The 24,320-nt window shown below is 68.6% G+C and carries 22 protein-coding genes; 14 read left to right on the forward strand and 8 right to left on the reverse strand.

What is annotated here, in order from left to right:
• The first annotated feature begins 47 nt into the window (after positions 1-47).
• The 9 genes from ACVKN3_RS05920 (at position 48) to ACVKN3_RS05960 (ending at position 7,433) form a co-directional block, all read left to right on the forward strand.
• Complete coding sequence (locus ACVKN3_RS05920) at positions 48-590, forward strand: RNA pyrophosphohydrolase (RefSeq protein WP_285401853.1); 543 nt, start codon at positions 48-50, stop codon at positions 588-590.
• An 82-nt stretch (positions 591-672) separates the two neighbouring features.
• On the forward strand, positions 673-861 hold the full coding sequence (locus ACVKN3_RS05925) for a (2Fe-2S)-binding protein (RefSeq protein WP_441295031.1): 189 nt from the start codon (positions 673-675) through the stop codon (positions 859-861).
• A 105-nt stretch (positions 862-966) separates the two neighbouring features.
• On the forward strand, positions 967-1,449 hold the full coding sequence (gene bfr / locus ACVKN3_RS05930) for a bacterioferritin (protein WP_036109515.1): 483 nt from the start codon (positions 967-969) through the stop codon (positions 1,447-1,449).
• 495 nt (positions 1,450-1,944) lie between these two features.
• A complete protein-coding gene (locus ACVKN3_RS05935; protein ID WP_354513586.1) occupies positions 1,945-2,697 on the forward strand; it encodes a DUF6776 family protein in 753 nt (250 codons plus the stop codon).
• On the forward strand, positions 2,684-3,118 hold the full coding sequence (locus tag ACVKN3_RS05940) for a bactofilin family protein (RefSeq protein WP_285403973.1): 435 nt from the start codon (positions 2,684-2,686) through the stop codon (positions 3,116-3,118). The genes ACVKN3_RS05935 and ACVKN3_RS05940 overlap by 14 nt, the downstream gene beginning before the upstream one ends.
• Positions 3,119-3,149: 31 nt before the next feature.
• Positions 3,150-3,536 carry an iron-sulfur cluster insertion protein ErpA gene (gene erpA / locus ACVKN3_RS05945; RefSeq protein ID WP_081916807.1) on the forward strand — a complete coding sequence of 129 codons (387 nt, stop codon included), beginning with the start codon at positions 3,150-3,152 and terminating at the stop codon, positions 3,534-3,536.
• 13 nt (positions 3,537-3,549) lie between these two features.
• Complete coding sequence (gene nudC / locus ACVKN3_RS05950; protein ID WP_354513584.1) at positions 3,550-4,491, forward strand: NAD(+) diphosphatase; 942 nt, start codon at positions 3,550-3,552, stop codon at positions 4,489-4,491.
• A 46-nt stretch (positions 4,492-4,537) separates the two neighbouring features.
• Positions 4,538-5,404, forward strand: coding sequence for a beta-lactamase induction protein (locus ACVKN3_RS05955; protein ID WP_285403971.1), 867 nt, complete (start codon positions 4,538-4,540; stop codon positions 5,402-5,404).
• 100 nt (positions 5,405-5,504) lie between these two features.
• The gene (locus ACVKN3_RS05960) at positions 5,505-7,433 is read left to right on the forward strand and encodes an RICIN domain-containing protein (protein WP_354513582.1); all 1,929 of its coding nucleotides are present in this window, start codon (positions 5,505-5,507) and stop codon (positions 7,431-7,433) included.
• 60 nt (positions 7,434-7,493) lie between these two features.
• On the opposite strand, the gene ACVKN3_RS05965 is transcribed toward ACVKN3_RS05960, so the two are convergent.
• The 7 genes from ACVKN3_RS05965 to ACVKN3_RS05995 all read right to left on the reverse strand — a co-directional run bounded on the left by ACVKN3_RS05965 (position 7,494) and on the right by ACVKN3_RS05995 (position 17,755).
• Positions 7,494-9,368, reverse strand: coding sequence for an MFS transporter (locus ACVKN3_RS05965; protein ID WP_354513580.1), 1,875 nt, complete (start codon positions 9,366-9,368; stop codon positions 7,494-7,496).
• A 97-nt stretch (positions 9,369-9,465) separates the two neighbouring features.
• Entirely contained in the window at positions 9,466-10,746 is a 1,281-nt protein-coding gene (gene purD / locus ACVKN3_RS05970) for a phosphoribosylamine--glycine ligase (protein ID WP_354513578.1), read from the reverse strand.
• A 33-nt stretch (positions 10,747-10,779) separates the two neighbouring features.
• Complete coding sequence (locus tag ACVKN3_RS05975) at positions 10,780-12,144, reverse strand: AMP-binding protein (RefSeq protein WP_354513577.1); 1,365 nt, start codon at positions 12,142-12,144, stop codon at positions 10,780-10,782.
• A 16-nt stretch (positions 12,145-12,160) separates the two neighbouring features.
• Positions 12,161-12,730 carry an L-threonylcarbamoyladenylate synthase gene (locus ACVKN3_RS05980; RefSeq protein ID WP_354513575.1) on the reverse strand — a complete coding sequence of 190 codons (570 nt, stop codon included), beginning with the start codon at positions 12,728-12,730 and terminating at the stop codon, positions 12,161-12,163.
• A gap of 1 nt (position 12,731) precedes the next feature.
• On the reverse strand, positions 12,732-15,290 hold the full coding sequence (locus ACVKN3_RS05985) for a DNA topoisomerase I (RefSeq protein ID WP_354513573.1): 2,559 nt from the start codon (positions 15,288-15,290) through the stop codon (positions 12,732-12,734).
• A 100-nt stretch (positions 15,291-15,390) separates the two neighbouring features.
• Positions 15,391-16,533: a DNA-processing protein DprA gene (gene dprA, locus ACVKN3_RS05990; RefSeq protein WP_285403962.1), complete on the reverse strand. Its 1,143-nt coding sequence runs from the start codon at positions 16,531-16,533 to the stop codon at positions 15,391-15,393.
• A gap of 61 nt (positions 16,534-16,594) precedes the next feature.
• A complete protein-coding gene (locus ACVKN3_RS05995) occupies positions 16,595-17,755 on the reverse strand; it encodes a LysM peptidoglycan-binding domain-containing protein (protein WP_354513571.1) in 1,161 nt (386 codons plus the stop codon).
• 207 nt (positions 17,756-17,962) lie between these two features.
• Here ACVKN3_RS05995 and def point away from each other — a divergent pair, with 207 nt between their 5' ends.
• The 3 genes from def to rsmB are packed head-to-tail and all read left to right on the forward strand — an operon-like array spanning position 17,963 to position 20,717.
• A complete protein-coding gene (gene def / locus ACVKN3_RS06000) occupies positions 17,963-18,466 on the forward strand; it encodes a peptide deformylase (protein ID WP_354513570.1) in 504 nt (167 codons plus the stop codon).
• A gap of 8 nt (positions 18,467-18,474) precedes the next feature.
• On the forward strand, positions 18,475-19,413 hold the full coding sequence (gene fmt, locus ACVKN3_RS06005) for a methionyl-tRNA formyltransferase (RefSeq protein WP_456991470.1): 939 nt from the start codon (positions 18,475-18,477) through the stop codon (positions 19,411-19,413).
• The gene (rsmB, locus tag ACVKN3_RS06010; protein WP_354513566.1) at positions 19,410-20,717 is read left to right on the forward strand and encodes a 16S rRNA (cytosine(967)-C(5))-methyltransferase RsmB; all 1,308 of its coding nucleotides are present in this window, start codon (positions 19,410-19,412) and stop codon (positions 20,715-20,717) included. Before fmt ends, rsmB begins: the two co-directional genes overlap by 4 nt.
• A gap of 15 nt (positions 20,718-20,732) precedes the next feature.
• On the opposite strand, the gene ACVKN3_RS06015 is transcribed toward rsmB, so the two are convergent.
• On the reverse strand, positions 20,733-21,887 hold the full coding sequence (locus ACVKN3_RS06015) for a glycosyltransferase (protein WP_354513564.1): 1,155 nt from the start codon (positions 21,885-21,887) through the stop codon (positions 20,733-20,735).
• A 162-nt stretch (positions 21,888-22,049) separates the two neighbouring features.
• Here ACVKN3_RS06015 and ACVKN3_RS06020 point away from each other — a divergent pair, with 162 nt between their 5' ends.
• The gene (locus ACVKN3_RS06020; RefSeq protein WP_051938503.1) at positions 22,050-23,306 is read left to right on the forward strand and encodes an O-antigen ligase family protein; all 1,257 of its coding nucleotides are present in this window, start codon (positions 22,050-22,052) and stop codon (positions 23,304-23,306) included.
• A gap of 1 nt (position 23,307) precedes the next feature.
• The gene (locus ACVKN3_RS06025; RefSeq protein ID WP_354513562.1) at positions 23,308-24,318 is read left to right on the forward strand and encodes a glycosyltransferase; all 1,011 of its coding nucleotides are present in this window, start codon (positions 23,308-23,310) and stop codon (positions 24,316-24,318) included.
• Positions 24,319-24,320: the final 2 nt, after the last annotated feature.

Genomic DNA, 24,320 nt, shown 5'->3' on the forward strand with positions numbered 1-24,320 from the left:
GCGCTGTGGTTGAATCGAGCGGGAGCGGCATGTTTCGCGGAGGGCGGATGATCGACGCTGATGGCTATCGACCGAATGTGGGCATCGTCCTCCTCAATGGCGACGGGCGCCTGTTCTGGGCGCGCCGGGTCAACCGCGACGGCTGGCAGTTCCCCCAGGGCGGCATGCGCAGCGACGAAACCCCGCTGGAAGCCATGTACCGTGAACTGGAGGAAGAAACCGGCCTGCTGGCCCAGCACGTGGAAGTGCTGGCCGAAACCCGTGGCTGGCTGCGCTACCGGCTACCCAGCCGCTTCGTGCGCCACCATCAGCGGCCCACCTGCATCGGCCAGAAACAGGTGTGGTTCCTGCTGCGCCTGAAATGCACCGAGGATGCGTTCCGCCTGGATGCCTGCGAGAAGCCCGAGTTCGACCTCTGGCGTTGGGTGGACTTCTGGTACCCCGCCAACCATGTCGTGAATTTCAAGCGCCAGGTCTACGAACGCGCGCTGCGCCAGTTCGCGCCCACGGTGGAAACGGTGTGCTCGGTTACCGTGGGCACCTGCCCCCAACAGGCCGAACTGGAAAGGCTGGCCCGCGGCGGCGAGTAAGACCGCCGGGCACACGCCTTCACATTTGTGCGGTTGACAATCGTTCGCATTCGTATTCGAATGCCGACCCATGTACATATGCATGTGCAATGCCGTCACCGACCACGCCATTCGCCGCGCCGCGGCCGATGGCGTCGAGTCGTTCGCCGAACTCCAGGCCCGCACCGGTTGCTCGGACTGCTGCGGCGCGTGCGAGCCGGAAGCCCGCCAGTGCCTGCGCCAGGCAGTCAGCGAGAGCCGCTCCCTCCCGTTCCTGGCCACTACGGCCTGAGCCCGCCGTGTCCGCACTTGCGGACGCGAACCGTGTTCATTCTCGTTACGTCACGCCCTGGCCGCGGCACGTATAGTCGCGGCTGAATATCCAGGGAGACACCCCATGAAGGGCGACGCGAAGGTCATCGAATTCCTCAACAAGGTCCTCTACAACGAGCTGGCCGCGATCAACCAGTACTTCCTTCATTACAGGATGTTCAAGGACTGGGGCTACAACGAACTCGCCAAGCACGAGTACGAAGAGTCCATCGAGGAAATGAAGCACGCCGACAAGCTGATCGAGCGCATCCTGTTCCTCGACGGCCTGCCCAACCTGCAGCACCTGGGCAAGCTGCGCATCGGCGAGAACGTGGTCGAAGCGCTCCAGGGCGACCTGGACCTGGAAATGATCGCCACGAAGGACCTGCGCGAGGCCATTGCCTACAGCGAAGGTATCCACGACTTCGTCAGCCGCGACCTCTTCAAGTTCATCCTTGGCCAGGAAGAAGAGCACATCGACTGGCTCGAGACGCAGTTCAGCCTCATCTCGGACATCGGGCCGGAGCGCTACATGCTCAGCAAGGTGGGGTCGCTCGACAAGCATTGAAGAAGAAACCGCCGAGAGGCGGTTTTTTTGTTCTTTTATGAGGTGAAATGGGCTCGCCTTCGGCGTCGCGTTGGGCCTTGGGCCGTGGAGCAAGAGCCGGCGGGTGCCACCCTCGGGGCCGGTAGCCGCAGGCGAGGGCTTCGAACGGAAAAGGCCCGAAGGGGGCCGGCCAGGACGGCCGGCCATTTTCGCTGAGCCATGGATGGCGAATCGAAAATCCCCGTTCGAAGCCCGACCCGGATGTGGCGCGGGTAGGAGCGCACGATGTGCGCGAATCAGGTACACGGCCGCGCCAGCGGCCTTTCATCCGGGTCACCGCAGGCGTGGCCCCGAGGGGGCTACCCGCCGGCTCTTGCTCCAGGCTCCAAGGCTCCAAAGCCAAACGCGATGCCGAAGGCGAGCCCACCAACACCACGGCCATACGCAACGAACTTTTCGCCCGGAGCCGCCAAGGCGATACCATTCGGCCTTCACGCATTCTCCACGGACCCGCCCATGGCGTCACGCCATCCACCCCGCTTCGTCGTACGTCGCCTCGAGGACCTCTCGGCGGCGCGGCGCAAGCGCCTCCTGCTGCTGGCCGCCTGGCTGGGCAGCCTGGTGGCCGTGGCACTGGTGACTTGGGCGGCAGTCAGCGCCCGGCAGCCGCATCGCCTTGACGCATCGGCCACGGCCACGGCGGCGAGCGGCGATGCCGAGGGCGAGGCGCTGCGCCAGAAGGTCGCCAATGGGCAGCGCGACAGCCAGGTCGCCGAGATTGCCGCCAGGGAACTTCGGCGCAACCTCGCCGAGCGCGACGAGGAAATAAGCGGCCTTCGCGCCGACCTGGCGTTCTACACGCGACTGGTGGGCAACGGCGGCCAGCGCGACGGCCTGAAGATCCAGGGAGCCCGGGCCACGGCGGTCAGGGGCAGCGCGGACGCGTGGAACCTGGTGGTCACCCTCACACGCAGCGCCCGGGGCGGCGATCCGGTCAAGGGCGACCTGCGCCTTGCCGTCGAGGGTATCCAGGACAACACGGTGCGCACGCTGGAAGGCCCCGCGCTCGGGCTGGCCGTTTCCGGGGAGGGCCTGCCGTTCGCCTTCCGGTATTTTCAACAGGTCCAGGGCAGCTTCACGCTGCCGACCGGCTTCCAGCCGACCCGGCTCCGCTTGCAGGCGAAGGGCGCCGGCCAGGAAGAGGTCGCCGCCACGCTGTCCTGGACCGATGTCACACGCAACGACGAGGCTAGCGATGTTCAGCACTAAGGGGAAAACGCAGGGGCCGGCGGTCAATGCCGCGGCGACGAGCCTGATCGCCCGTGGCGTAGTCATCCGGGGCGACGTGTCGTTCAACGGCAACCTGCATCTGGATGGCACCGTGGAAGGCGCCGTCCACGCCGAGGCGGGCAGCGACGGCGTGCTCACCATCAGTGAGACCGGCCGCGTGGTCGGGCGCATCGAGGTACCGCATGCGGTCATCAACGGCGCGGTCACCGGCGATATCGACGCTGCCGAACGCCTGGAACTGGCGCCGCTGGCCCGCATCGAGGGGGATGTGCACTACCAGGTGCTGGAGATGGCGGCCGGCGCGCAGGTGAACGGCAAGATGATCCACCGCGGCCCGGTGACGGTCCGCCAGCTGGCCCAGGCGGCCATCGCCGCGGCGCCGGTGGCATCCGAGGCTTGACCTGTCGCCGATCGGCGCCATTATGGACGGCATGAACAACCCCTTCCCCATGGCTCCGTCGGCATCCGCGCCGGATTACCGCACGGCGGGTGCGCCCCTCATCTTCACCGAGGCCGCGGCCCGCAAGGTGCACGAGCTGATCGACGAAGAAGGCAACCCGTCGCTCAAGCTGCGTGTCTATATCAGCGGTGGCGGCTGCTCGGGTTTCCAGTACGGGTTCACCTTCGACGAGGAACAAGCCGAAGACGACCTTGCCGTGTCCCGCGAAGGGGTGACGCTGGTGGTCGATCCCCTGTCGCTGCAATACCTGACGGGCGCCGAGATCGACTACGCGGAATCGTTCAGCGGCTCGCAGTTCGTCATTCGCAACCCGAACGCGAAGACGACCTGCGGCTGCGGCTCCTCGTTCAGCGCATGAGCGGCACCACCGCGTGAGCAATGTTTTTGCGGGGCTCCAGATCGACCGCATGGCCGAGCGCCGTGAGGATCGGGTCTGGGTCGAAGAGATCGAACGCGCACCCGACTCCCGTTTCCTCGTGCTGGACAGCGATGGCCAGGCCTTTGTGGCCGCCCAGGCCGATCTGCCGGAGTGGATGCCTCCCGCCATGCGCGCCGAGCGCTTCGGCGATGTGCCGTCCACCCTGCTGGGCCTGGCCGAGGGCAACGCGTGGTTCGCGCTGGTACTGGACGAAGCACACGCCGCGACGTTCATCGACCTGACCGCCGCCCGACGCATGTCCCTGCGCGAGGCCGGGCTGGTGTTTCCGGCCTTCGAGGCGGGCCTGTTCGCCTTCGCCAAGGGCATCGCGCACTGGCAGCGGCAGATGCGGTTCTGCAACCTCTGCGGGGCACCGACCCTCGTCGTGGCGTCGGGCCATCGCGTGCAATGCACCAACCCCGATGGCCCGCACATGCATTTTCCGCGCACGGATGCGGCCATCATCGTGATCGTGGAGGACGGCGACCGCTGCCTGCTCGGCCGGCAACGCGGGTGGCCGGCGGGTCGCTATTCCACGCTGGCCGGTTTCATCGAGCCGGGTGAATCGCTGGAGGATGCCGTGAAGCGCGAGGTGCGCGAGGAATCGGGCGTGGAGGTGTTGCACGCCACGTACCACTCGTCGCAGCCCTGGCCCATGCCCGCATCGCTGATGGTCGGGTTCACCGCTACCGCGAAAACCCGCGAGATCGTGCTCCGCGACGATGAGCTGGAAGACGCCCGCTGGTTCACCGCCGACGATATCGCCGCCGGCATACGCTCCGGCGAACTGGGCGTGCCACCGCCGCTGTCGGTGTCGTACCGGCTGATCGAGCACTGGCTGGCGCAACGGCAGGTATCGCTCGAGCAGCTGCTGGCGGACGCGCCGCGCCACTGAGTTCTTCGCCTACAATCGAGTCATCCATCTACGGATTGCGCTCGCCATGGCCATACGCCTCCTCGCCATCCTCATCGCCCTGGTCGTCGTCTGGAGCGTGCCCCGCCTCGCGCGTTGGCGAGACGACCGCTGGTTCCGCGGCTGGGCCGCGCGCACGGGCGACCTGTCCGGCCCCGGCCGCGTGGCGGTGCTGCTGCTGGTACCCGTCGCCCTGGCCGCGATCATCTCGGGACTGCTTTATTCGCTGCCCTTCTTCGATCTGGCCTGGCTGGTCTTCGCCATCGTCGTGCTCACCTATGCCTTGGGCCCCCGCGAGATCGAAACCGATATCGATGCCGTGTTGCGCGCCGCCGATCCCTTGCGCCGCGATGAGGCCCTGAACGCACTGCGCCATGACGAAGCGACCCTGCCCTGGTACGCGCCCGCCCTCGTCGAGGCCGCGTTCTACGGCGCCCTGCGCCGCCGGTTCGGCGTCCTGCTGTGGTTCCTGCTGCTGGGCCCCGCCGGCGCGCTGGGCTATCGACTGGCGCAGGTGCTGGGACGCGACGCCTCGGTGTCGCTGGACGGCGCCACGCGTACGTCGGCACATCGCCTGGCCGACGCGCTGGACTGGCTGCCCGCCCACCTCATGGTCTTCGCCATGGCCCTGGTGTCCGACTTCGACGCGGTCATCGGTGCATGGAAACAGTGGCACCACACCTCGGGCAGTCCACGCTCACGGCTGGAGCCGGATTTCCTCGGCGCGGTCGCCCGCGCCGGCGTGGATGCCGATGTCGAAGCCGGCGACGGCTATGCGCAAGATGTCAGCGATCCGCTGGTCGAACTGGAGGACGCCCGCCGGGTGATCCGACGCGTGCTGGTGGTCTGGATGGCCGTGGTCGCGGTGATCGTGCTGGCGGCATGGGTGGCCTGAGACTGCAGCGAACACATACTCACTTATCGGGGTTTTCCTACAGAAGAGTCCGGTTAGACATTGCGATGCTGCGGGCTCCCCCCACCGCCAAGGAACTGGCATGCGTCATCCCCTCTCCCTGTGTCTCAGTCTCGCCCTCATGGGCACCGTCGGTCATGCCGTCGCGTCGCCCGCATCAACATCCGCTCCTCCCGTCTATCTTCGGCTCTCCGAACTCGGCACAGCGCTAGCCGCCGACGGACAACGCACATCGGCCTCCCACTTCTCGTTTCCCCACCTGGCCGGAGCGGAGACAAAGGCGCGGCTGCTCTGGCTGACCAGCACCGAACTGGCGTCGCGGGAGGTTCGTGAACTCGTGGCGGACGCGCTGCTGCTCGGCGACGGGATACTGGTAAGCCGGAACGACACGGGCGACACGGAACGAGCGATGTTCGGTTTCGCCGGCCAGTCCGGCATGTCGGTCTATCGACGCTCTCCCGACGGGGTGCTGGACGTGATGGTCATCGACGATGCGATGTCCGTCGAAGATGCGACCGCACGCGTGACGGACTGGTTTGCCCGTTCCTCGCCGAAGGACGCTCGGTCGAGACCGGCACGTCTGGCGCGCCAGGTCGAGGGATTGAACGCCGCGGACAAGCTGGACGATGGAAGCTATACCCCGTCGCTGCAACTGTGGGTGGACAAGCCGTTCGCCGATGGCCGCCGGATCTTCCACGACATCAAAGTCATGCGCGACGTCACCCCGAGCCGAGACGACAAGGTGGTCATCGTCAAGACACAGGTCAACCAGGCCCCATCGCGCCGCGGCACCTGGTGGAACGGCGCACCCAATCCGGGCGGCAAGTCTTATTACCTGCTCATCCCCGACCGCTATCGCGTCACGACCGGGCTCAACTTCGCCGACGATGCCTCCCTGGTGACGCTGCAGGAATATGCCCCCATCTCCGATGGCGTGAAGGAGCGCACGGTCAACCACTCGCTCAGCATCAAGGCATCGAGCAACCTCAGCGCCACGCCGGATGTCCTCGCCGCCCTCGCCAGCGTCGGGGCCCCGTCGGTGGGCAAACTTCCCGTGACGCTCTCCAGTGGCAAGGAACGCATGGAGACCCAGTCGGTCACCATGACACTCAAGGACTACACGACGCACGTCGCCCCGGTGACGATCGGGCAGTCACGTGCCGTGAGCTGGGCATTCCCGCTGGCGAACGATATTGCCAGCGACATCGATTATTTCAAGGATGGCGAGAACCATAACGCCGCGCTGCTTTCCGAGAGGAAAGCCACGCCGATGATGAAGAGCGCCACGCTCGAAATGGCCTCGACATGGCGCATCCAGGGTGATCGCGATGGCGACCTCGTCGTCACCACACGCGCCGATGTCACCACTCGCGTCTACGACACGCTGGAAAACGATTCCGCTATCGAGGACGACGAGGAGTCCGTCATGGAGCTCACGACACGCGTATCGATGGACTCGCCGTTCCTGGCGCGTCAGCCGGTCGTGCGGTTGCAGTCGCTGGCGGGCACGGGCGCCTGCCTTACCCAGCCGGATGCCGGTCGGCCCGACGTCGTGATGGCTGCCTGCGACCGCGGCGAGGCCAATCGCGGGCAGCAGTGGATGCTGGAGCTGGACGGCACATATCGCAACCGGGCAAGCAAGCGATGCCTCACCGCGGAGGAAACCAGCGGCGAGGTGGTGGTGTCCGACTGCGACAGCCCCTCGCTCAACAAGCAGTGGTCATGGTCGGCCGATCGCATCCACTCGCGCTATGCGGGTGGCAACCACTGGCGCCTGCATGTCCGCGGCGGACGTCCAAATGCCAAGTTCGATCCCGCCCTGCATCAGGTCATCGTGTCCAACGACAGCCATCCGCTGCTACGTCCCTGGTCGTCCTACCCGAACAAGCCGACGCCCGGCGACGTGATTCCGCGGCTCGCTACCGTCTCACCACCGGTCCCGGAAAGCTACCTGGCCTATCGCGAGGTGAGCGCGGACGAGCGCTGGCAGCCCGTCCTGGTGCGCAAGTAAACCGCGCCCGCGCCTGATGCCCCGGTCCGGAGACTGCGGCAGGTCTCGACGCCGACGGCTTCAGGCGCGGTCACCACGAAGTTCATCCACCCGCGCGTGCAGCGACGCGGCGGTCGCCTGCGCGGCCGGCGTGGGCACGCTGCCCACGAGTTCGATCCTGGACCAGAAGCGACGTGGCAGGCGGGTTCGGCCCAGCGCCGTGTCACGCCGGCTGAAGATGCTTCCCCACAGCCCCCGCAACGCCAGCGGCACCACCGGCACAGGGCGGCGGGCGAGGATGTGTTCCACCCCGGGGCGGAAGGGCATGATCGAGCCATCCTTGGTCAGCCCGCCTTCGGGAAAGATGCAGACCACCTCGCCTTCGGCCAGCGCCTGGTCGATCGCCTCGAAGGCCGCGGCGAGCAAAGCCTCGTCCTCGTGGCGGCCGGCGATAGGGATCGCCCTGGCGGTGCGGAAGACGAAATGGAGAACCGGCAGGTCATAGATCCGGTGATACATGACGAAGCGCATCGGCCGTCGCACGCTGGCCATCAGGATCAACGGGTCCATGAAGCTCACATGGTTGCAGACGACCAGGGCGGCGCCCTCGTCGGGCACGTTTTCCAGCCCCTGCACGCGAATGCGGTACAGCGTGTGCACGAGCACCCAGGTGATGAAGCGCATCATGAATTCGGGTACGAGCGTGAAGATGTATGCGGCCACCGCAATGTTGACCAGCCCGGTGACCAGGAAGATCGTCGGCGTGTCGAGGCCCAGTGCGGTCAGTCCGATGCCGAATCCCGACGCGATGCAGATCAACACTGCGTTGACGATGTTGTTGCCCGCGATCACCCGCGAAAGCCGCTCCCTCGGCGCGCGACTCTGCACGAAGGCGAACAGCGGCACCACGTAGAAGCCGGCGAACGCGCCGATCATCGTCAGGTCGAACGCCACCCGCCATGCACCCGGTGCAGCGAGGAATGCCGTCCAGCCCAGCGCCAGGCCCGGGGTCACGCCCGGCCGGGCGAAGAACAGGTCCACCGCGAACACCGTGAGGCCGAAGGCGCCGATCGGCACCAGGCCGATCTCCACGCGCTTGTTCGACAACCGTTCGCACAGCAGCGAACCGATCCCCGTACCGAGCGAGAACAACGTAAGCACGAGCGTATTGACCGAGCCGTCGCCAGCAAGCACGTGGCGCGTGTAATTGGGTAGCTGGGCGATCATCACGGTGCCGAAGAACCAGAACCATGAAATGCCGAGCACCGCGTTGAACACCGCGCGGTCGGCATGGGTGATCTTGAGCACGCGCCAGGTTTCGCTCAGCGGGTTCCAGTTGAACCGGAGACCGGGAGCGGTCGCCGGGGCTTCCGGAATGGACCGGCTGACGAGGTAGCCGACGACGGCGATCGCGATGGTCGTGAGCGACGCGGCCAACGTGCCATAGCCTGCGATGAGCATCAACGCGTTGCCGACGATCATCCCGACCAGCATCGCCAGCTGCGTGCCGGTCTCCACCAGCGCGTTGCCGCCGACCAGCTCGGTCCGCTCCAGCGCCTGCGGCAGGATCGAGTACTTGATCGGGCCAAACACGGTCGAATGCACGCCCATGAGGAACAGCACCACCAGCAGCAGGGACACGTGGTGGGTAAAGAAGCCCACGGCGGCGATGGTCATCGCCGCGATCTCGAACAACTTCACGTAGCGGATGATCCGCGTCTTCTCGAACTTCTCCGCCAGTTGACCCGCCGTCGCCGAGAACAGGAAGTACGGCAGGATAAACAGTGCGGGCGCGAGGTTCGTATACAGCGAGACCTGGGCGTCGGGCAGCGCCATCTGGAAGGCGACCAGCATGACCATCGCATTGCGGAACGCGTTGTCGTTGAACGCGCCCAGGGCTTGCGTCCAGAAGAACGGCGCGAACCGCCGCCTGGCAAGAAGTGAAAACTGGGACATGCCATGGCCGCCTCGGTAGGTCGACGCAGTGTATCGCAGCGTTGCCGGACCCAGGACGTCGATGCGGCCCGCTGGGGCCGCGACATCGAACCGTTTATCAGCGATCGAAAGCCCGATGGGCGATGTCGCGACGGTGGAACGCATCCGCGAAGTGGACGCGTTCCACCGCCGCATACGCCCGGCCACGCGCCTGTGCCAGGTCGTCGCCAAGCGCACAGACGGTCAGCACGCGACCGCCGGCGGTCACCGGTCGGCCCTGGTCGTCCTGGGCCGTGCCGGCGTGGAATACCTTCACGTCGATACCGAAATCGCCGTCGGCACCGGTGATCGCGTCCCCCGCGCGCACCTTGCCCGGATACCCTCCAGCGGCGAGAACGACGCCGAGCGCGGGTCGCGGATCCCAGTCGGCGCTGGCATCGCGTATCGCCCCGTCGAGCGCCGCCTCGACCAGGTCGACCAGGTCGGAGCGAAGGCGCAGCATGATCGGCTGGGTTTCCGGATCGCCGAAACGCACGTTGAACTCGATGACCTTGGCCGCGCCGGTGGCGTCGATCATCAGGCCCGCGTAGAGAAACCCGGTGAAGGGCACGCCATCCGCACGCATGCCATCCAGCGTGGGCTGGATGATCTCGCGCATGACGCGCGCCGAGACCTCGTCGGTGACCACCGGTGCTGGCGAATAGGCGCCCATGCCGCCCGTGTTAGGGCCGAGGTCGCCGTCGTCGCGACGCTTGTGGTCCTGGCTGGTGGCCATGGGCAGCGCATGGCGACCGTCGGCGATGACGATGAAGCTGGCTTCCTCGCCCTCGAGGAATTCCTCGATGACGACACGCGACGAGGCGTCACCGAAGGCCTGCTGGCCGAGCATGTCCTCCAGCGCCGCCTCCGCCTCGGCCAGCGTCATGGCGACCACGACGCCCTTGCCGGCGGCCAGGCCGTCCGCCTTGATGACGATGGGCGCCCCGGTGCCGCGCACGTGCTCCAGGGCCGGCGCCAGCTGCGTGAACACCGCATAGTGCGCCGTGGGGATGCCGTGACGGGCCAGGAACGCCTTGGCGAAGGCCTTGCTGCCTTCCAGCTGTGCCGCGCCGGCGGACGGACCGAAGCAGCGCAGCCCGGCGGCGGTGAAGCGGTCGACGACGCCGGCGACCAGCGGCACCTCCGGCCCGACCACGGTCAGGCCGACGCCTTCGTCCCTGGCCAGCGCCACGAGCGCATCGATATCGGTCACGGCGATGGGCACGTTGCGCAGGCCCGGCTCGTGCGCGGTGCCGGCGTTGCCGGGCGCGACGATCACCTCGTCCACCCGGTTGGACTGGCCGAGTTTCCACGCCAGCGCGTGTTCGCGACCACCGCCGCCGATAACGAGGACCTTCATGCTGTTTCTCCGGGCAAGTAGCCCGGAATTCTATCAGCCGCGCGCCGCCAGCATCTGCAATAGCGGGCCCCGCGGCAGCTTGCCGGTCTCGTTGCGCGGCAAGGCATCCACCAGGCGCAACGGGCGCGGCAGGAACACCGGGTCCATCGAGCGGCGCAGCGCCGCCATCACGGCCTGCTCGGTCATGCCCGGCGCGACCACCAACCCGGCGATGCGGCGGATACCCGAGGCGTCCGCGTCGTCGAGCTGGAACAGCACGCCGTCCTGGACGCCGTCGATGTCGAGCAGCCGGCGGTTGAGGTCGCCCAGCGAGGCGCGCTTGCCCGCGATCTCCAGCAGATCGGTGTCGCGGCCGCGAAGCTGGAAGCGGCGTCCCTCGTCGTGCAGCGAGACGATGTCCGCCAGGGCGATCGGCTCCGCCAGCTGCGGCGCATCGACCAGCGTGCCGTCCGGCTGCGGGTGCAGGGTGACGCCGTGGTACAGCGACCAGTGATCGTCGGTCGCGGTGCGGCGGCTGGCGAAGACGCAGGTCTCGGTGGAGCCGAACACCTCGTGCAACGGCGCACCGAAACGTGCCTCCGCGGCACGGGCGAGCTCCACCGGCATCGGCGCCGTGGCGGAAACGAAGGCGGCAAGGCCGGGCAACGTGACGCCGGACTCCACCAGCGCGCGCAGGTGCACCGGCGTGGTCACCAGCACCCGGGGCTCGGGCATCGAGGCCAGGGCGGTGGCGACGTCGGCGGGAAAGAAGGGACGCCCCGAGTGCACGCTGACTTCCGACAGCAGCGGCATCACCACCGACATCTCCATGCCGTACATGTGCTGCGGGGGCACCGTGGCCACCACATCGAAGGCGCGACCGATGGTGCCCACGAGCATGCCGGCGTTACCGGCGTTGCTGGCGGCGAAGCTGCCCCACGTCTTCACGTTGGGCTTCGGCTTGCCGGTGGAGCCGGAGGTGTACCCGATCGCGACCACCGCATCGGCGGGGATCGCGGGCACGGGATCGGACGACGATGCGGCATCGTCCAGCACGGGCATGCACACGTAGCCGACCGGCGAAGGATCCAGCAGCCGCTCGCCGATGGCGTACGAGCCGGCATGGCTGGCCATCACTTCGTCCACGGCATGCGTGGCGCGCGAGGGTGGCAGCAGGTTGGTCTGGCCGCGCACGATCAGTGCCGCGAAGGCGACGAGGAACGCGTAGCGGTCCTCGCAGAGGTTGACGGCACTGCCCGCCTCGGGAAGCAGCGCGGCCACCTGGCGCACATGGGCCAGGAAGGTCGACACGGTGACGGGGCGACCGTCGCGCCAGGCGACCACGCGCGAGGGTGCGCCGATCAGCAGCGGCAGGCTGGGCGCGTTTTCACGGCCGGAGAGTTCGCAAGCGGTCGACACGGTGGTTCCCCCTGTTTCAGGCGCGGATGATAGCGCCGGTCAAGGCGTCGCGGATGGTGGTGGGACGCGACTGGTCGCCCAGCGGGGCGTCCAGGGCGTCGTCCAGGCGGTCGCCGAAGTAGTGTTCCAGCGTGGCGAGGTCGCGCGCGGGCGGCTGGCCGTGCGGATTGGCGCTGGTGGATACCAGCGGCCCACCGAACGCCCGGCACAGCGCGGCGGAGGGCGCATGCGCGGTCACGCGCAACGCGATGCCGGCATGGCCACCGGCGATCCAGTCGGGCACATCGCCACTGCGCGGGAACACCCAGGTGTGCGGCCCGGGCCACGACTGACGGACATCCTCGAGGACCTGCGCCGGCACGGCGCCGACGTCGATGTAGGGGCGAACCTGATCGAAATCCGCGGCGATGAGCAGCACGCCCAGCGACGAGGGGCGCCCCTTGAGCGCGAAGATCCGCTCGAAGGCCGCCCGGTCGTGCGGGTCGCAACCGAGGCCGAACACGGCCTCGGTCGGGTAGGCGAGCACGCCGCCCTCGCGAAGCCGGGCAGCGGCCAGGGCGACATCGGCGAGAGCGATGCGTCGCATGTCAGTCCGCGGCGGGCGACGCCGTCTTGGACGCCGCAGTGCCGGCGGCCTTCTTCGTTGCCGTCTTCTTCGTTGCGGACGCTTTCTTCGCAGCCGTCTTCTTTGCGGCGGTTTTCTTCGCCGTGGACTTCTTCGCGCCGGCCTTTTTCGCCGCCGCTTTCTTTACAGCCGTTTTCTTCGCCGGCGCGTCGCCCGTGGCCGCGGCCTTCTTCGTGGTCGCCTTCTTTGCAGCGGCCTTCTTCGTCGCGGTTTTCTTCGCCGCACGGCCGCCGCGCGGCTTCTTGATCGGCGCGGCCGCCAGCAGTTCACGGCATTCGGCTTCGGTCAGCGACTTCGGCTCCTTGTCCTTGGGGATGCGCGCGTTCTTCTCGCCATCGGTGATGTACGGGCCGTAGCGACCGTTCAGCACCTGCACGCCATCGCCGAAGTCCAGGATGATGCGGTTGGCGATCGCCTCGAGTTTTTCCTGCACCAGCTGCAAAGCCCGCGGCAGCTCGATGGTGTAGGGGTCGTCCTCCGGCTTGAGCGAGGCATAGGTGCTGCCCTGCTTCACGAAGGGACCGAACCGGCCCACGCCGACGGTGACCTCGTCGCCCGCCTCCGACTGGCCCAGGTTGCGCGGCAGCTTGAACAGTTCCATCGCCTCCGGCAGCGTGATGGTGTGCATGCTCTGGCCGGGACGCAGGCTGGCGTAGGTGGGCTTGGCCTCGTCGTCCTTGCTGCCGATCTGGGCGTACGCGCCATAGCGGCCCAGGCGCACCGACACCGGCTTGCCGGATTTCGGATCGTCGCCGAGTTCGCGCGCGCCCGTTGCCTCGTTGCGGTCGACCGATTCGGTCTTGTCGTCCACCAGCGTCTTGAACGGCTGCCAGAACCGCTCCAGGAGCGGCACCCAGGCTTCTTCGCCACGGCTGACCGCGTCCAGTTCGTCTTCGAGCCGGGCGGTGAAGTCGTAATCGACGTATTGGGCGAAGTGGCCGGAAAGGAACTGGCTGACGGCGCGACCCACATCGGTCGGCTTGAACCGGCGGCTTTCCAGGAGCACGTATTCGCGGCTGAGCAGCACCTGGATGATGCTGGCGTAGGTGGACGGACGGCCGATGCCGTATTCCTCGAGCGTCTTGACCAGGCTGGCTTCGGAGAAGCGCGGCGGCGGCTCGGTGAAATGCTGGTCGGCCGCGATGGCGGCGACCGGCACGACCTCGCCCTGGGTCAGGCGCGGCAGGCGGCGCTGGTCGTCGTCTTCATCGCCCTTCTGGTCCTTGCCTTCCTCGTACACGGCGAGGAAGCCCGGATCGATCACCGTGGTGCCGGTGGCACGGAACGCGGAGTCGGCCACTGGGAACTCCACCGAGACGGTGTTGAGCGTGGCGTGGACCATCTGGCAGGCGACCGTGCGCTTCCAGATGAGTTCGTAGAGCTTGCGCTGGTCGTCGTTGAGGAACGAGCCGACGCTGCGCGGCGTGCGCATGGCGGAGGTGGGGCGGATGGCCTCGTGCGCTTCCTGCGCGTTCTTCGACTTGGACTTGTAGGCCTGCACCGCATCGGGCAAGGCATTCCTGCCGTATTCGTTGGCGATCAGCTCGCGCAGTTCGGTCGTGGCGTCGTTGGACAGGGCCACGGAGTCGGTACGCATGTAGGTGATCAGGCCGACGTTGCCCTCGCTGCCCAGGCCGACGCCTTCGTAGAGGCCCTGCGCGATACGCATGGTGCGGCTGGTGGAAAAACCAAGCTTGCGCGCGGCCTCCTGCTGCAGCGTGGAGGTGGTGAACGGCGGCGCCGGGCGACGCTTGCGCTCCTTGCTGGTGACCTCACCGACAGTGAAATTGCCGGCCGCGGCTTGTTCCAGCGCAGTGCGCGCCGACATCGCATCGGCCTCGTTGGTGAGGTCGAACTGCTCGAACTTCTTGCCGTCCAGGCGGACCAGGCGGGCGTCGAAGGCGCCGTCCTTGTGCGTGAGGTTGGCCTGGATGGTCCAGTACTCCCGCGCCCGGAAGGCTTCGATTTCCAGTTCGCGCTCGACGATCATGCGTAGCGCGGGCGACTGCACGCGCCCTGCCGACAGGCCCCGCTGCACCTTGCGCCAGAGCACCGGCGACAGGTTGAAGCCGACCAGGTAATCCAGCGCGCGGCGTGCCTGCTGGGCATCGACCAGGTCGTGCGAGAGCTTGCGCGGGTTGGCCACGGCTTCCTTGATGGCCTTGGGGGTGATCTCGCTGAACACCACCCGTTGCACGTCCTTGCCCTCGAGCAGGCCGCGCTCGCGGAGGATCTCGCTGATGTGCCAGGAGATGGCCTCGCCTTCGCGATCCAAGTCAGTCGCGAGGTAGATGCTGCTGGCGGCCTTGGCCGCCTTGGCGATGGCATCGACGTGTTTCTCGTTGCGTTCGATCACCTCGTAGGCCATGGCGAAGCCGTGCTCGGGATCGACCGCGCCCTCCTTGGGCCGAAGATCGCGCACGTGGCCGTACGACGCCAGCACCTGGAAATCCGTGCCGAGGTACTTGTTGATCGTCTTGGCCTTGGCGGGCGACTCGACGATGAGCAGGTTCTTTGCCATGCGTTAACCGATTCCGAAAACCGCCGGGGCCAGGGGGCCCCAGGGTATGTATATATTTAGTGGGACCATAACGCCGGGATGCCTGTCAAGCGGCACGTGCTTACATCACGCGCTGATAACGGTTTCCAGGGAGGCAGGCGACCTCGCCTTCCAGTTCGAGAATCAGCAGCATGGACGACAGCGGCCCGGCGGCGAGCCCCGTCGTGCCCACCAGGGCGTCCAGAGAAGCGGGATCGTACCCCATGACGTCCAGCAGGCGGCGATATTCCTCATCGGCCCGCCAGTCGAACGGAGCGCGCCTGGACCGGGCGGTGGCCGGGGCGGCCTGGTCGGCGGCCAGCCGCTCGCGCAGCTGGGCGCCCAGTTCCATGGCGGCCGGCGCCAGCGCGGCCAGCACTTCGTCCGGCCGCTGGACCAGCCGGGCGCCATCGGCGATCAGCGCGTGACAGCCCTCGGCCAGCGGATTATGGATGGAACCGGGCAGGGCGAAGACGTCCCTGCCCTGCTCACCGGCGACCCGGGCGGTGATCAGCGAGCCCGAGCGCAGCCCGGCCTCGACCACCACCACACCCAGGCTGAGCCCGGCGATGATGCGATTGCGCTGGGGAAAGTGGTAGGCCACGCCGTTGGTGCCCGGCGAATACTCGCTGACGATGGCCCCCTGGGCGGCGATGCGCCGGGCCAGGGCGTGGTGCTTGGGCGGATAGACCCGGTCCGGGCCGGTGCCGATGACGGCGATGGTCGGCTGGCCGGCATCCAGGGCGGCCTCGTGGGCGGCGCCGTCGATGCCGTCGGCCATGCCGCTGGTGACCACCAGGCCCCCTTCGGCCAGGCCGGCGGCGAACCGGCGGGCATTGGCCAGGCCGGGTGCCTGGGCCTTTCGCGCGCCCACGATGGCGACCTGCGGCCGCAGCAGCAAGGTGGCATCGCCCTTGACGAACAGTGCGGCCGGCGGGTCGGGGATAGCTTCCAGCTGTGGGGGGAAGTCTTCCTCCGTGCACAGCAGCAGCCGCTGGTCGTCGCCGCCGTTCACCCAGGCGAGGTCGCCGGCCAGGGCGGTTTCGTCAGGCCGCTCCAGCCAGGCCTGGCTTTCCGCGTCGAGCGCCTCGGTGTGTCGCAGCAGCCAGGCGAGCAGCGCGGGGGCGCTGCCGCGGGCCTGCAGGCCCTCGCGCAGCTGTCGGGCGCTGACGCCGGGTGTGCGCAGGAGGATCAGCCAGGCGCGGAGGTCGTCGGTGTCGGTCATCCGGCCAGTGTAGACACTCCGGCCGGGCTGGCTATCGGCGAACGACCCGTCGGTGTCGCCGTTATTCCGGCATGACCAGCTTCTGGCCCTTCCTGATCGGACGGTAGGCGTCCATCACAAGGGCGTAGCTGACGTGGTCGAACGTGCGGAACACCATGAGGTGGCCGGCGAATTCATCCGGCAGCTTGACCTTGCGGGAGGTGTCGCGGCGCTCGTAGTTGCCGCCCACTTCATCGGGGATGACCTCACCCTGGTCCATCACGGTGAAGGTGGTGCCGTTGTCCACGCCATCGGCCGAGCCCGCGGAGATGGACACCACCTGGCGGCTGCCGGCGAAATTGCCATCGGCGATGCCGATGACCCGGCCGTCCCGCGGCAGGCCCTTCGGCGCGTGCGGGTAGAAATAGGGATCGTACGGCTTGTCGTCCACCTGCATCAGGCGGTCGCCCTTGCGGATCTCCTGCGTGGAGTCGACCAGGACCAGGCTGGCCACGTTGTGCTCGGGCTGCACCGCGATCACCTCGGCGGTGCCGATGACGGACACTTCCACGCCGCGATCCACGCCACGGCCGGTGTGCGTGTCGTGGCGGGAATCCTCGCGCCACGGGCTGGGCGCCATCGAGGCGTCGCTGTCCAGCTCGTCGGCCACGAAGGCGCCGTGGCTGGGGTTGTTGAGCATGTCCTTGTCGCCGGAATACGTGCCGTGGTCGCGGAAGCGGTTGGATGGGCGGACGATCGCCCAGCGCTGGCCCGGCTGGGCCGAATCCAGGTCGCGGGCGTAGATCTTGTTACCCGGCGACGCGCGCAGGTGCGACTCCTCGAAGCCGACCAGGTAGGGCAGGCGATCCACGTCGTCCGCGCCCATGACCCGCATTTCCTTGAGGAACATACGCAGGTCGGCGAGTGGAATGGCGGGAACGGCGTCGCCCTCGCTGCGCACGCGCGGCTCCATGCTCAGACGCGGACCGCTGCCGACAGACATCGACAGGTTCAGGACATCGCCTGGATAGATTAGGTGCGGATTGCGGACCTGGGGGTTGGCCTGCCAGATCTCGGGCCACAGCCACGGTTTGCTCAGGAATCGCGCGGAAATATCCCACAGCGTGTCGCCCCGGCGGACCGTGTAGGTGTCCGGATGATCGGGGCGTAGCTGGGCAGCCGCGGCGTAGACAGCCACGGTGAAGAACATGCCGGCGAGCAGCATGGCGAACTTCTTGATCATGCGGGATTTCCCCCTTCCCCGGTGCTGTCACGAGTGTAACTGAATCGTTAAGGGGCACAATACTCGGCGTGACTCGCCCCGTCCCCGGCGCGCGCGTAGAATACAGGCTCATCCTACCTTTGCCCCTGCTTGGTTTCCGCCGATCCGCCCGCAATGTGTCGGCTATCCGGTGCCGCAGTGGCCCGCGCAGACGTTCAAGGTGACACCGTGTCGATCCTCACCATCCTCGAGTTCCCGGACCCGCGCCTGCGCACCGTCGCGGCCCCGGTCACCGTGTTCGATGCCGAGCTGAAGCAGTTCGTGGCCGACATGTACGAGACCATGTATTCCGCCAACGGCGTGGGCCTGGCTGCCACGCAGGTCAACGTGCACCAGCGCGTGCTGGTGGCCGACATGAGCGACGATCGCAACGAGCCGATGGTGCTTATCAATCCCGAGATCGTCGAGAAGGACGGCCAGCAGGTCTACCAGGAAGGCTGCCTGTCGTTCCCGGGCATCTACGCCGATGTCACCCGCGCCCTCCACGTGAAGGTCCGTGCCCATGACGCCGACGGCAACGCCGTTCTCGTCGATGTGGAAGGCCCGCTCGCGGTCTGTATCCAGCACGAGATGGACCATCTGGCCGGCAAGGTCTTCGTCGATTACCTGTCGCCGCTCAAGCGCGGCATGCTGTTGAAGCGGATGGAAAAGCAGCGCAAGGCCAGCGCCTGAGCGTGGCCATCCTTCCGTTGCGCGTGGTGTTCGCCGGAACACCCGAATTCGCCGTGCCCTGTTTCGACGCCTGCCGTGCATCGGGTGCCGAGGTCGTGGCCGCCTACACGCAGCCCGACCGCCCCGCCGGCCGCGGCCGCAAGCTGGCGGCCAGCCCGGTCAAGGAAGCCGCGCTGGCGGCCGGCGTGCCGGTGGAGCAACCCGAATCGTTCAAGGCCCAGGCCGATCGCGACCGGCTTTCCGCCTATGCGCCCGACCTGATGGTCGTGGTCGCCTATGGCCTCATCCTGCCCCGCAAGGTGCTGGCCATCCCCGCGCTGGGCTGCTGGAACGTGCATGCCTCGCTGCTGCCCCGTTGGCGCGGCGCGGCGCCCATCCAGCGGGCGATCCTGGCCGGCGACACCGAGTCGGGCGTCGACCTGATGCAGATGGAGGCGGGCCTGGATACCGGTCCGGTACTGGTCGAACGCCGCACCCCCATCGCGGCGGACGACACCGGCGGCAGCCTGCACGACCGGCTCGCGGCCCTGGGCGCGGAGGCGCTGGCCGAAGGGCTGCGGCGCACGATGGCCGGCGAGGTCCTTTCGGCCCGTGCCCAGGATGATGAAGGCGTGGCCTACGCGCACAAGCTGGACAAGGCCGAGGCCCGCCTGGATTTCACGCAGCCGGCCGACGCGCTGGAGCGCAAGGTGCGGGCGTTCGACCCCTGGCCGGTGGCCGAGGCCGAGGTGGCCGGCGAGCGCCTGCGCATCTGGTCCGCGCGCGCCATCGACGGCACCCCGGGGAGTCCCCCCGGTGAGGTGCTTCGCGCCTCGCGCGACGGCATCGACATCGCCTGTGCCCAGGGCGCACTGCGCCTGCTGGCCGTGCAGCGCGCCGGTGGGCGCCGCATCGGTGCCGCCGATTACCTCAACGCGCGCCCGGAACTGAAGCAGGCGCGTCCGTGAGCCAGGCCATTTCGGTTCGCGCCCTGGCCGCCGAGTCGCTGGCCGGCATCGCCCTCGCCGGGCATTCGCTGCGCGACGTGGCCGACCGCGCGCTGCCCCGGCTGGCCGACCCGCGCGATCGCGCCCTGCTCACCGCGCTGCTGCACGAAGGTGCGCGCTGGTGGCCACGCTTCGATGCGGCGCTGGATCGCCTGCTGGCAAAGCCCATCCGGCGCAACGAGCCGGCCGTCCACGCGCTGCTGGTTACCGCGCTGGTGCAGCTCGAGGTATTGCAGATGCCGGGCTACGCGGCCGTGGCCGCCACCGTGGAAGCCGTGCGCGAGCTGCGCCGCCCGCGCCTGGCGGGCATGGCCAACGCCGTGCTGAGGCGCTGGCTGCGCGAGCGCGAGGCCCTGCTGGCCGAGCTGGATGCCACGCCGGCCACGCGCCACGCCCATCCTGCCTGGCTGGCCTCGGCCCTGGCGCACGACTGGCCCGGACGCGCCGACGAGATCATGGCCGCCGCCAACCACGAGCCGCCCCTGATGCTGCGCGTGAACCGCCGGCGTACCGACCGCGACGCCCTGGCGACCACGCTGCGCGAGGCCGGGCAGGACATCCAGCCGCATGACTGGCTGGCCGATGGCCTGGTGCTGCCGCACAGCACCGACGTGACCCGCCTGCCCGGCTTTGCCGCGGGCCATTTCGCCGTGCAGGACGGGGCCGCGCAGGTGCCGGCCGACCTGCTCGACCTGGCGGACGGCCAGCGCGTCCTCGACGCCTGCGCCGCACCCGGCGGCAAGGCCTGCCATGCGCTGGAGCGGGCGGACATCACCCTGCTGGCCGTGGAATCCGAAAGCCGCCGGGCACCGCGCATCCGGCAGAACCTCGACCGGCTCGGCCTGACCGCCGAGGTAGTGGTGGGCGATGCCGGCGACACCGCCGCGTGGTGGGACGGCCGTCCGTTCGACCGCGTGATGATCGACGCCCCGTGCTCGGCCACCGGCGTGATCCGCCGCCGGCCCGATGTGCGGCTGCATCGTCGCGCCGCGGACATCCCCGCGCTGGTGGCGCAGCAGCGGCGCATCCTGGCCGCCTGCTGGGACACGCTCGCCACGGGTGGCACCCTGCTCTACGTCACGTGCTCGCTGCTGCGCGCCGAGAACGAGGGCGTGGTCGGCGCGTTCCTCGGCGAGCGCACCGACGCCACCGTGGTGCCGTTCACCCTCCCGGTGGGCCAGGCCGCCGCCATCGGCTGGCAGATCCTGCCGGGCGATGGCGACCTGGACGGCATGTATTACGCGCTGCTGCGCAAGACCGGCTGACCGGGTCGGCCGGGCTCAGGCCGGTGCCGCACCCGGCAGGCTGGCCAGCCTGACCTCGCGATAGAACGCCTCGGTGCCGTCGATGAAGCGATCGAGGCCGAACGCGGCTTCCGCATGGGCACGCGCCGCGAAGCCCATCGCCGGCAGGCTGTCGCGCTGCTCCACCAGCCGGCGCAGCGCCGCGGCGATGGCCTGGCGATCCCGCGCCGGCACGACCCAGCCGTCGCGGCCTTCATCGACGTTCTCGGGCAGGCCCGCGTAATCGCTGACCAGCACCGGTTTTTCCATCGCCATCATCTCTCGGCAGGCGAAGGAGATGGTCTCCACGTCCCAGGACAGCACGAAACCTGCGTCGAGGGCCGCCACCAGTGGCCGCACGTCGTCCAGCAGGCCGGCAAAGTGCACGTGCGAGGCCAGCCCCAGGGTCTGGATACGGGCGCGGTCCGCCTCGTCGGGCAGCGCACCGGCCAGCACCACGCGCAGGCGATCGCGCCAGTCCGGTGCCAGCGACCCCAGCGCCTCGATCAGGTCCATCCAGCCCTTGTAGCGCGACGTACCGGCATTGCTGCCGATCAGCAGCGGCACCGGCGCGCCGGGCGCGCCGTCCGGGGCCAGCCAGGCCTGGCGCAGGGCCGGGTCGGCCGGGCGCGGGGCGAAACGGTCGATATCGACGCCGTTGAACACGGTGGCGACGCGGCAGCGGGCATACGGCGAGGCCATGACCTGGCGCCGCACGTAGTCGCATACGGCGATCACGCCGTCGGTACCGGCCCGCGCCCGCCAGGCATGGCCGATACCGGTCATCGGCTTGGAGTTGTGCTTGGTCAGCACGATGGGCGGCCGGCGCGGCAACCCGCGAGCCGCCGCCATGACCAGGCGGTGGTCGGCGGAGCCATTGACGTGGACCAGCTCGAAACGATGGTCGGCCAGGTAGGCGGCCAACTGATGGCGCGCGCGACGGCGCGCGGGCAGCTTGCCCAGGCCGTTCGGGAAGGGCTGGTCCAGCACATGCACGCCGGGCAGGCGCCGGGCTTCACGGTTGAGGCGGCTGCCCGGCGGGGCGGCCACATGCACCTCATGGCGCCCGCACAGCCCGCGCGCCAGCGCGATGAGGTAGGTCGTATGGCCGCCGCCGTCGCCGGCATGGAAGTTGGTGAACAGGAGCTTCATGCGCGGGGCAGGTCCTTACGGAAGCTGAATTGGCGCCGCTCACCGGGATGCCCACGGAGAGGCATCCGCGATCCGTTAAAGTACCATGCCCTCGCGCCGCCCCGGCGGCACGAGCCGGTGCCGGCGAAGCCGCCGCACCGTTCCGATTCCGACAGGTGCCGAGTGCTCGAAAAACCGAATCCGTGGCGCGCGTGGATCGTCTCGCTGCTTATCGCGATCATGCCCCTGTCCTTCGCCGTGCCGGTCAAGGCCAAGGCGCTGCCCGCACTGATCCTGTTCCTCACCGGCTTGTGGGCCATCGCGGCACGCCCGGACGTAAGGCGCGCGTATCGCCGCGCCGCGCCGGTGGTCGTACCGGCCGCCATCGCGCTGGTGTTCTGGGGCGTCAACGTCGGCGCCCACGGCGTGGACTGGCGCGAGTTCGACGTGACCTCGCACATGCTCGCCTTCATGGTGATCGCCGGCACGTTCGCGCTGCCCCTGCGCACCGCCGTCGTGCGCATCGGCTTCAGCAGCTCGGCCGGCGTGCTCGGCCTGATCTGCCTCGAACAGCACTACGTCGAAGGCATCGACCGCGTCTACGGCCTTAACAACGGCGAATGGGGCGCGATCGAGTTCGGCATGTTCATGCTGACGCTGGCCCTCGTCGCCATCCTGCAGGCCTTGCGTGGCGAGCTGCGCCCGCGCGAACGGGCGATGCACGCCGTGTTCGCCGCACTCGCTTTCTACGGCGCCCTGCTGACCCAGAGCCGTGGTCCGCTGCTGGCCTTCGTGCCGGTGTTCGCCGCGCTGATGCTCATCCAGGGCCGGCGCACCGGCCGCTGGCGGCAGAGCGTGCTGGCCCTGGTGATCGGTGTGGGTGCGGCCGGCCTCGCGGCCACCACGCTGCACGGCGAGATGGTGGAACGCCTGGCCGCGGTCAAGGACGAGGTGGCCACCTACAGCGAACAGGACGCCACCGGCGCCGTGCGCGAGCGCCTGGAAATGTGGCGTGCCGCCCGCATGGCGGTGATCGCGCATCCGCTGACCGGCGTGGGCATGAACCAGTTCGGTAGCTTCACCCGGGCGCGCATCGCCGACGGGAAGGTCAATCCGTCCGTGGAGCGCTACACCCACCCGCATAGCGAATACCTCGAATGGGCCGCGACCGGCGGCATTCCCGGGTTGCTCATCCTGGTGGCGCTGTTCGGCTGCTCGCTGGGGTACTTCGGGCGCCATGCGCTCAATCCCGACAACACGGTGGCGATGCCGGCCTGTGCGGGGTTTTCCACCACCGCCATGTATGCGCTGTGCGGGCTGACCGACAACGTGTTCTACCGGGCCATGCCGCACTCGCTGTTCTTCTTCCTGACCCTGGGCCTCGCCGTACACGTGGCGCGCGTGCGGGAGCGGCGGCGCGCGGTCGCCGGGCCGCTCTGACATGGCCCACGTCAACCTCATCGCCTGGGACAACGGCCGCGGGCTTGCCCACGACATCCGGCTGGTGGAAAACGCCTTGCGCGGCCTCGGCCATCAGGTGACCGTGACGCGCGCGCCCCAGCGCAACAGCGGCTGGCCCTGGCGCGCGTGGGCGCAGCGAGCCGCCATGGTCGCGCGCTGGCTGACCGGGCGCGGCCCGCGACGCTACGACCTGGGCATCACGATCGAGCACGTGCATCCGGGCTACCTGCCGATGTCACGCCGCAACGCGCTCATCCCCAATCCGGAGTGGATGAGCCAGCGGGATCGCCGCCACCTGCCGCGCTTCGACGCCATCCTGTGCAAGACCCACAGCGCGATGGCCACGTTCGGCGCGATGGGACTGCCCGTCGCACACATCGGCTTCCTCAGTGCGGACTGCCGCCGGGACGGCCTGCCGCGCGACCGCGAGTTCCTCCATCTGGCGGGAGGCAGCCGCATGAAGGGCACCGAGCGACTGCTGGACGTCTGGCGCCGGCATCCGGAGTGGCCGACGCTGCACGTGCTTCAGTCGCCCTCGGTGGCCGCGCCCGGGCGCCCGCCCGCGCCGGCCAACCTCGACCACCAGGTGACCTACCTGGCGGATGCCGAAGCCATCCATCGCCTGCAGAACACGCACCGTTTCCACCTGTGCCTGTCCGAGGCCGAGGGCTGGGGCCATTACATCGCGGAAGCCATGAGCTGCGGCGCCGTGGTGCTGGCCACGGACGGCGCCCCCATGAACGAGCTGGTGGACGACACCCGTGGGCTCCGGGTGGCCGCGCACGAAAACGGCACGCTCAACGCGGCCACGCTGTGGGCCTTCGACGAAAAGGCGCTGGAAACCTGCGTCGAGCGCGCCATCCGCATGCCCGATACCGAGGTCGAAAGCCTTGGCCGGGCGGCACGGGCGTGGTACGAAGCCAACCAGTCCGGCTTCCCCGCCCGCCTGGGCCGGGCGCTGGATACGCTGCTACCACGCCGAAGCGTTTAGAA

The sequence above is a fragment of the Luteibacter sp. PvP120 genome, from assembly GCF_054055715.1.

What these genes read in the sequence shown, in the direction of transcription:
- ACVKN3_RS05920 (WP_285401853.1), top strand. Translation starts at nt 48, where the DNA reads ATGATCGACGCTGATGGCTATCGACCGAATGTGGGCATCGTCCTCCTC.
- ACVKN3_RS05925 (WP_441295031.1), top strand. Translation starts at nt 673, where the DNA reads ATGTGCAATGCCGTCACCGACCACGCCATTCGCCGCGCCGCGGCCGAT.
- bfr (WP_036109515.1), top strand. Translation starts at nt 967, where the DNA reads ATGAAGGGCGACGCGAAGGTCATCGAATTCCTCAACAAGGTCCTCTAC.
- ACVKN3_RS05935 (WP_354513586.1), top strand. Translation starts at nt 1,945, where the DNA reads ATGGCGTCACGCCATCCACCCCGCTTCGTCGTACGTCGCCTCGAGGAC.
- ACVKN3_RS05940 (WP_285403973.1), top strand. Translation starts at nt 2,684, where the DNA reads ATGTTCAGCACTAAGGGGAAAACGCAGGGGCCGGCGGTCAATGCCGCG.
- erpA (WP_081916807.1), top strand. Translation starts at nt 3,150, where the DNA reads ATGAACAACCCCTTCCCCATGGCTCCGTCGGCATCCGCGCCGGATTAC.
- ACVKN3_RS05955 (WP_285403971.1), top strand. Translation starts at nt 4,538, where the DNA reads ATGGCCATACGCCTCCTCGCCATCCTCATCGCCCTGGTCGTCGTCTGG.
- ACVKN3_RS05960 (WP_354513582.1), top strand. Translation starts at nt 5,505, where the DNA reads ATGCGTCATCCCCTCTCCCTGTGTCTCAGTCTCGCCCTCATGGGCACC.
- ACVKN3_RS05965 (WP_354513580.1), bottom strand. Translation starts at nt 9,368, where the DNA reads ATGTCCCAGTTTTCACTTCTTGCCAGGCGGCGGTTCGCGCCGTTCTTC.
- purD (WP_354513578.1), bottom strand. Translation starts at nt 10,746, where the DNA reads ATGAAGGTCCTCGTTATCGGCGGCGGTGGTCGCGAACACGCGCTGGCG.
- ACVKN3_RS05980 (WP_354513575.1), bottom strand. Translation starts at nt 12,730, where the DNA reads ATGCGACGCATCGCTCTCGCCGATGTCGCCCTGGCCGCTGCCCGGCTT.
- ACVKN3_RS05985 (WP_354513573.1), bottom strand. Translation starts at nt 15,290, where the DNA reads ATGGCAAAGAACCTGCTCATCGTCGAGTCGCCCGCCAAGGCCAAGACG.
- dprA (WP_285403962.1), bottom strand. Translation starts at nt 16,533, where the DNA reads ATGACCGACACCGACGACCTCCGCGCCTGGCTGATCCTCCTGCGCACA.
- ACVKN3_RS05995 (WP_354513571.1), bottom strand. Translation starts at nt 17,755, where the DNA reads ATGATCAAGAAGTTCGCCATGCTGCTCGCCGGCATGTTCTTCACCGTG.
- ACVKN3_RS06015 (WP_354513564.1), bottom strand. Translation starts at nt 21,887, where the DNA reads ATGAAGCTCCTGTTCACCAACTTCCATGCCGGCGACGGCGGCGGCCAT.
- ACVKN3_RS06025 (WP_354513562.1), top strand. Translation starts at nt 23,308, where the DNA reads ATGGCCCACGTCAACCTCATCGCCTGGGACAACGGCCGCGGGCTTGCC.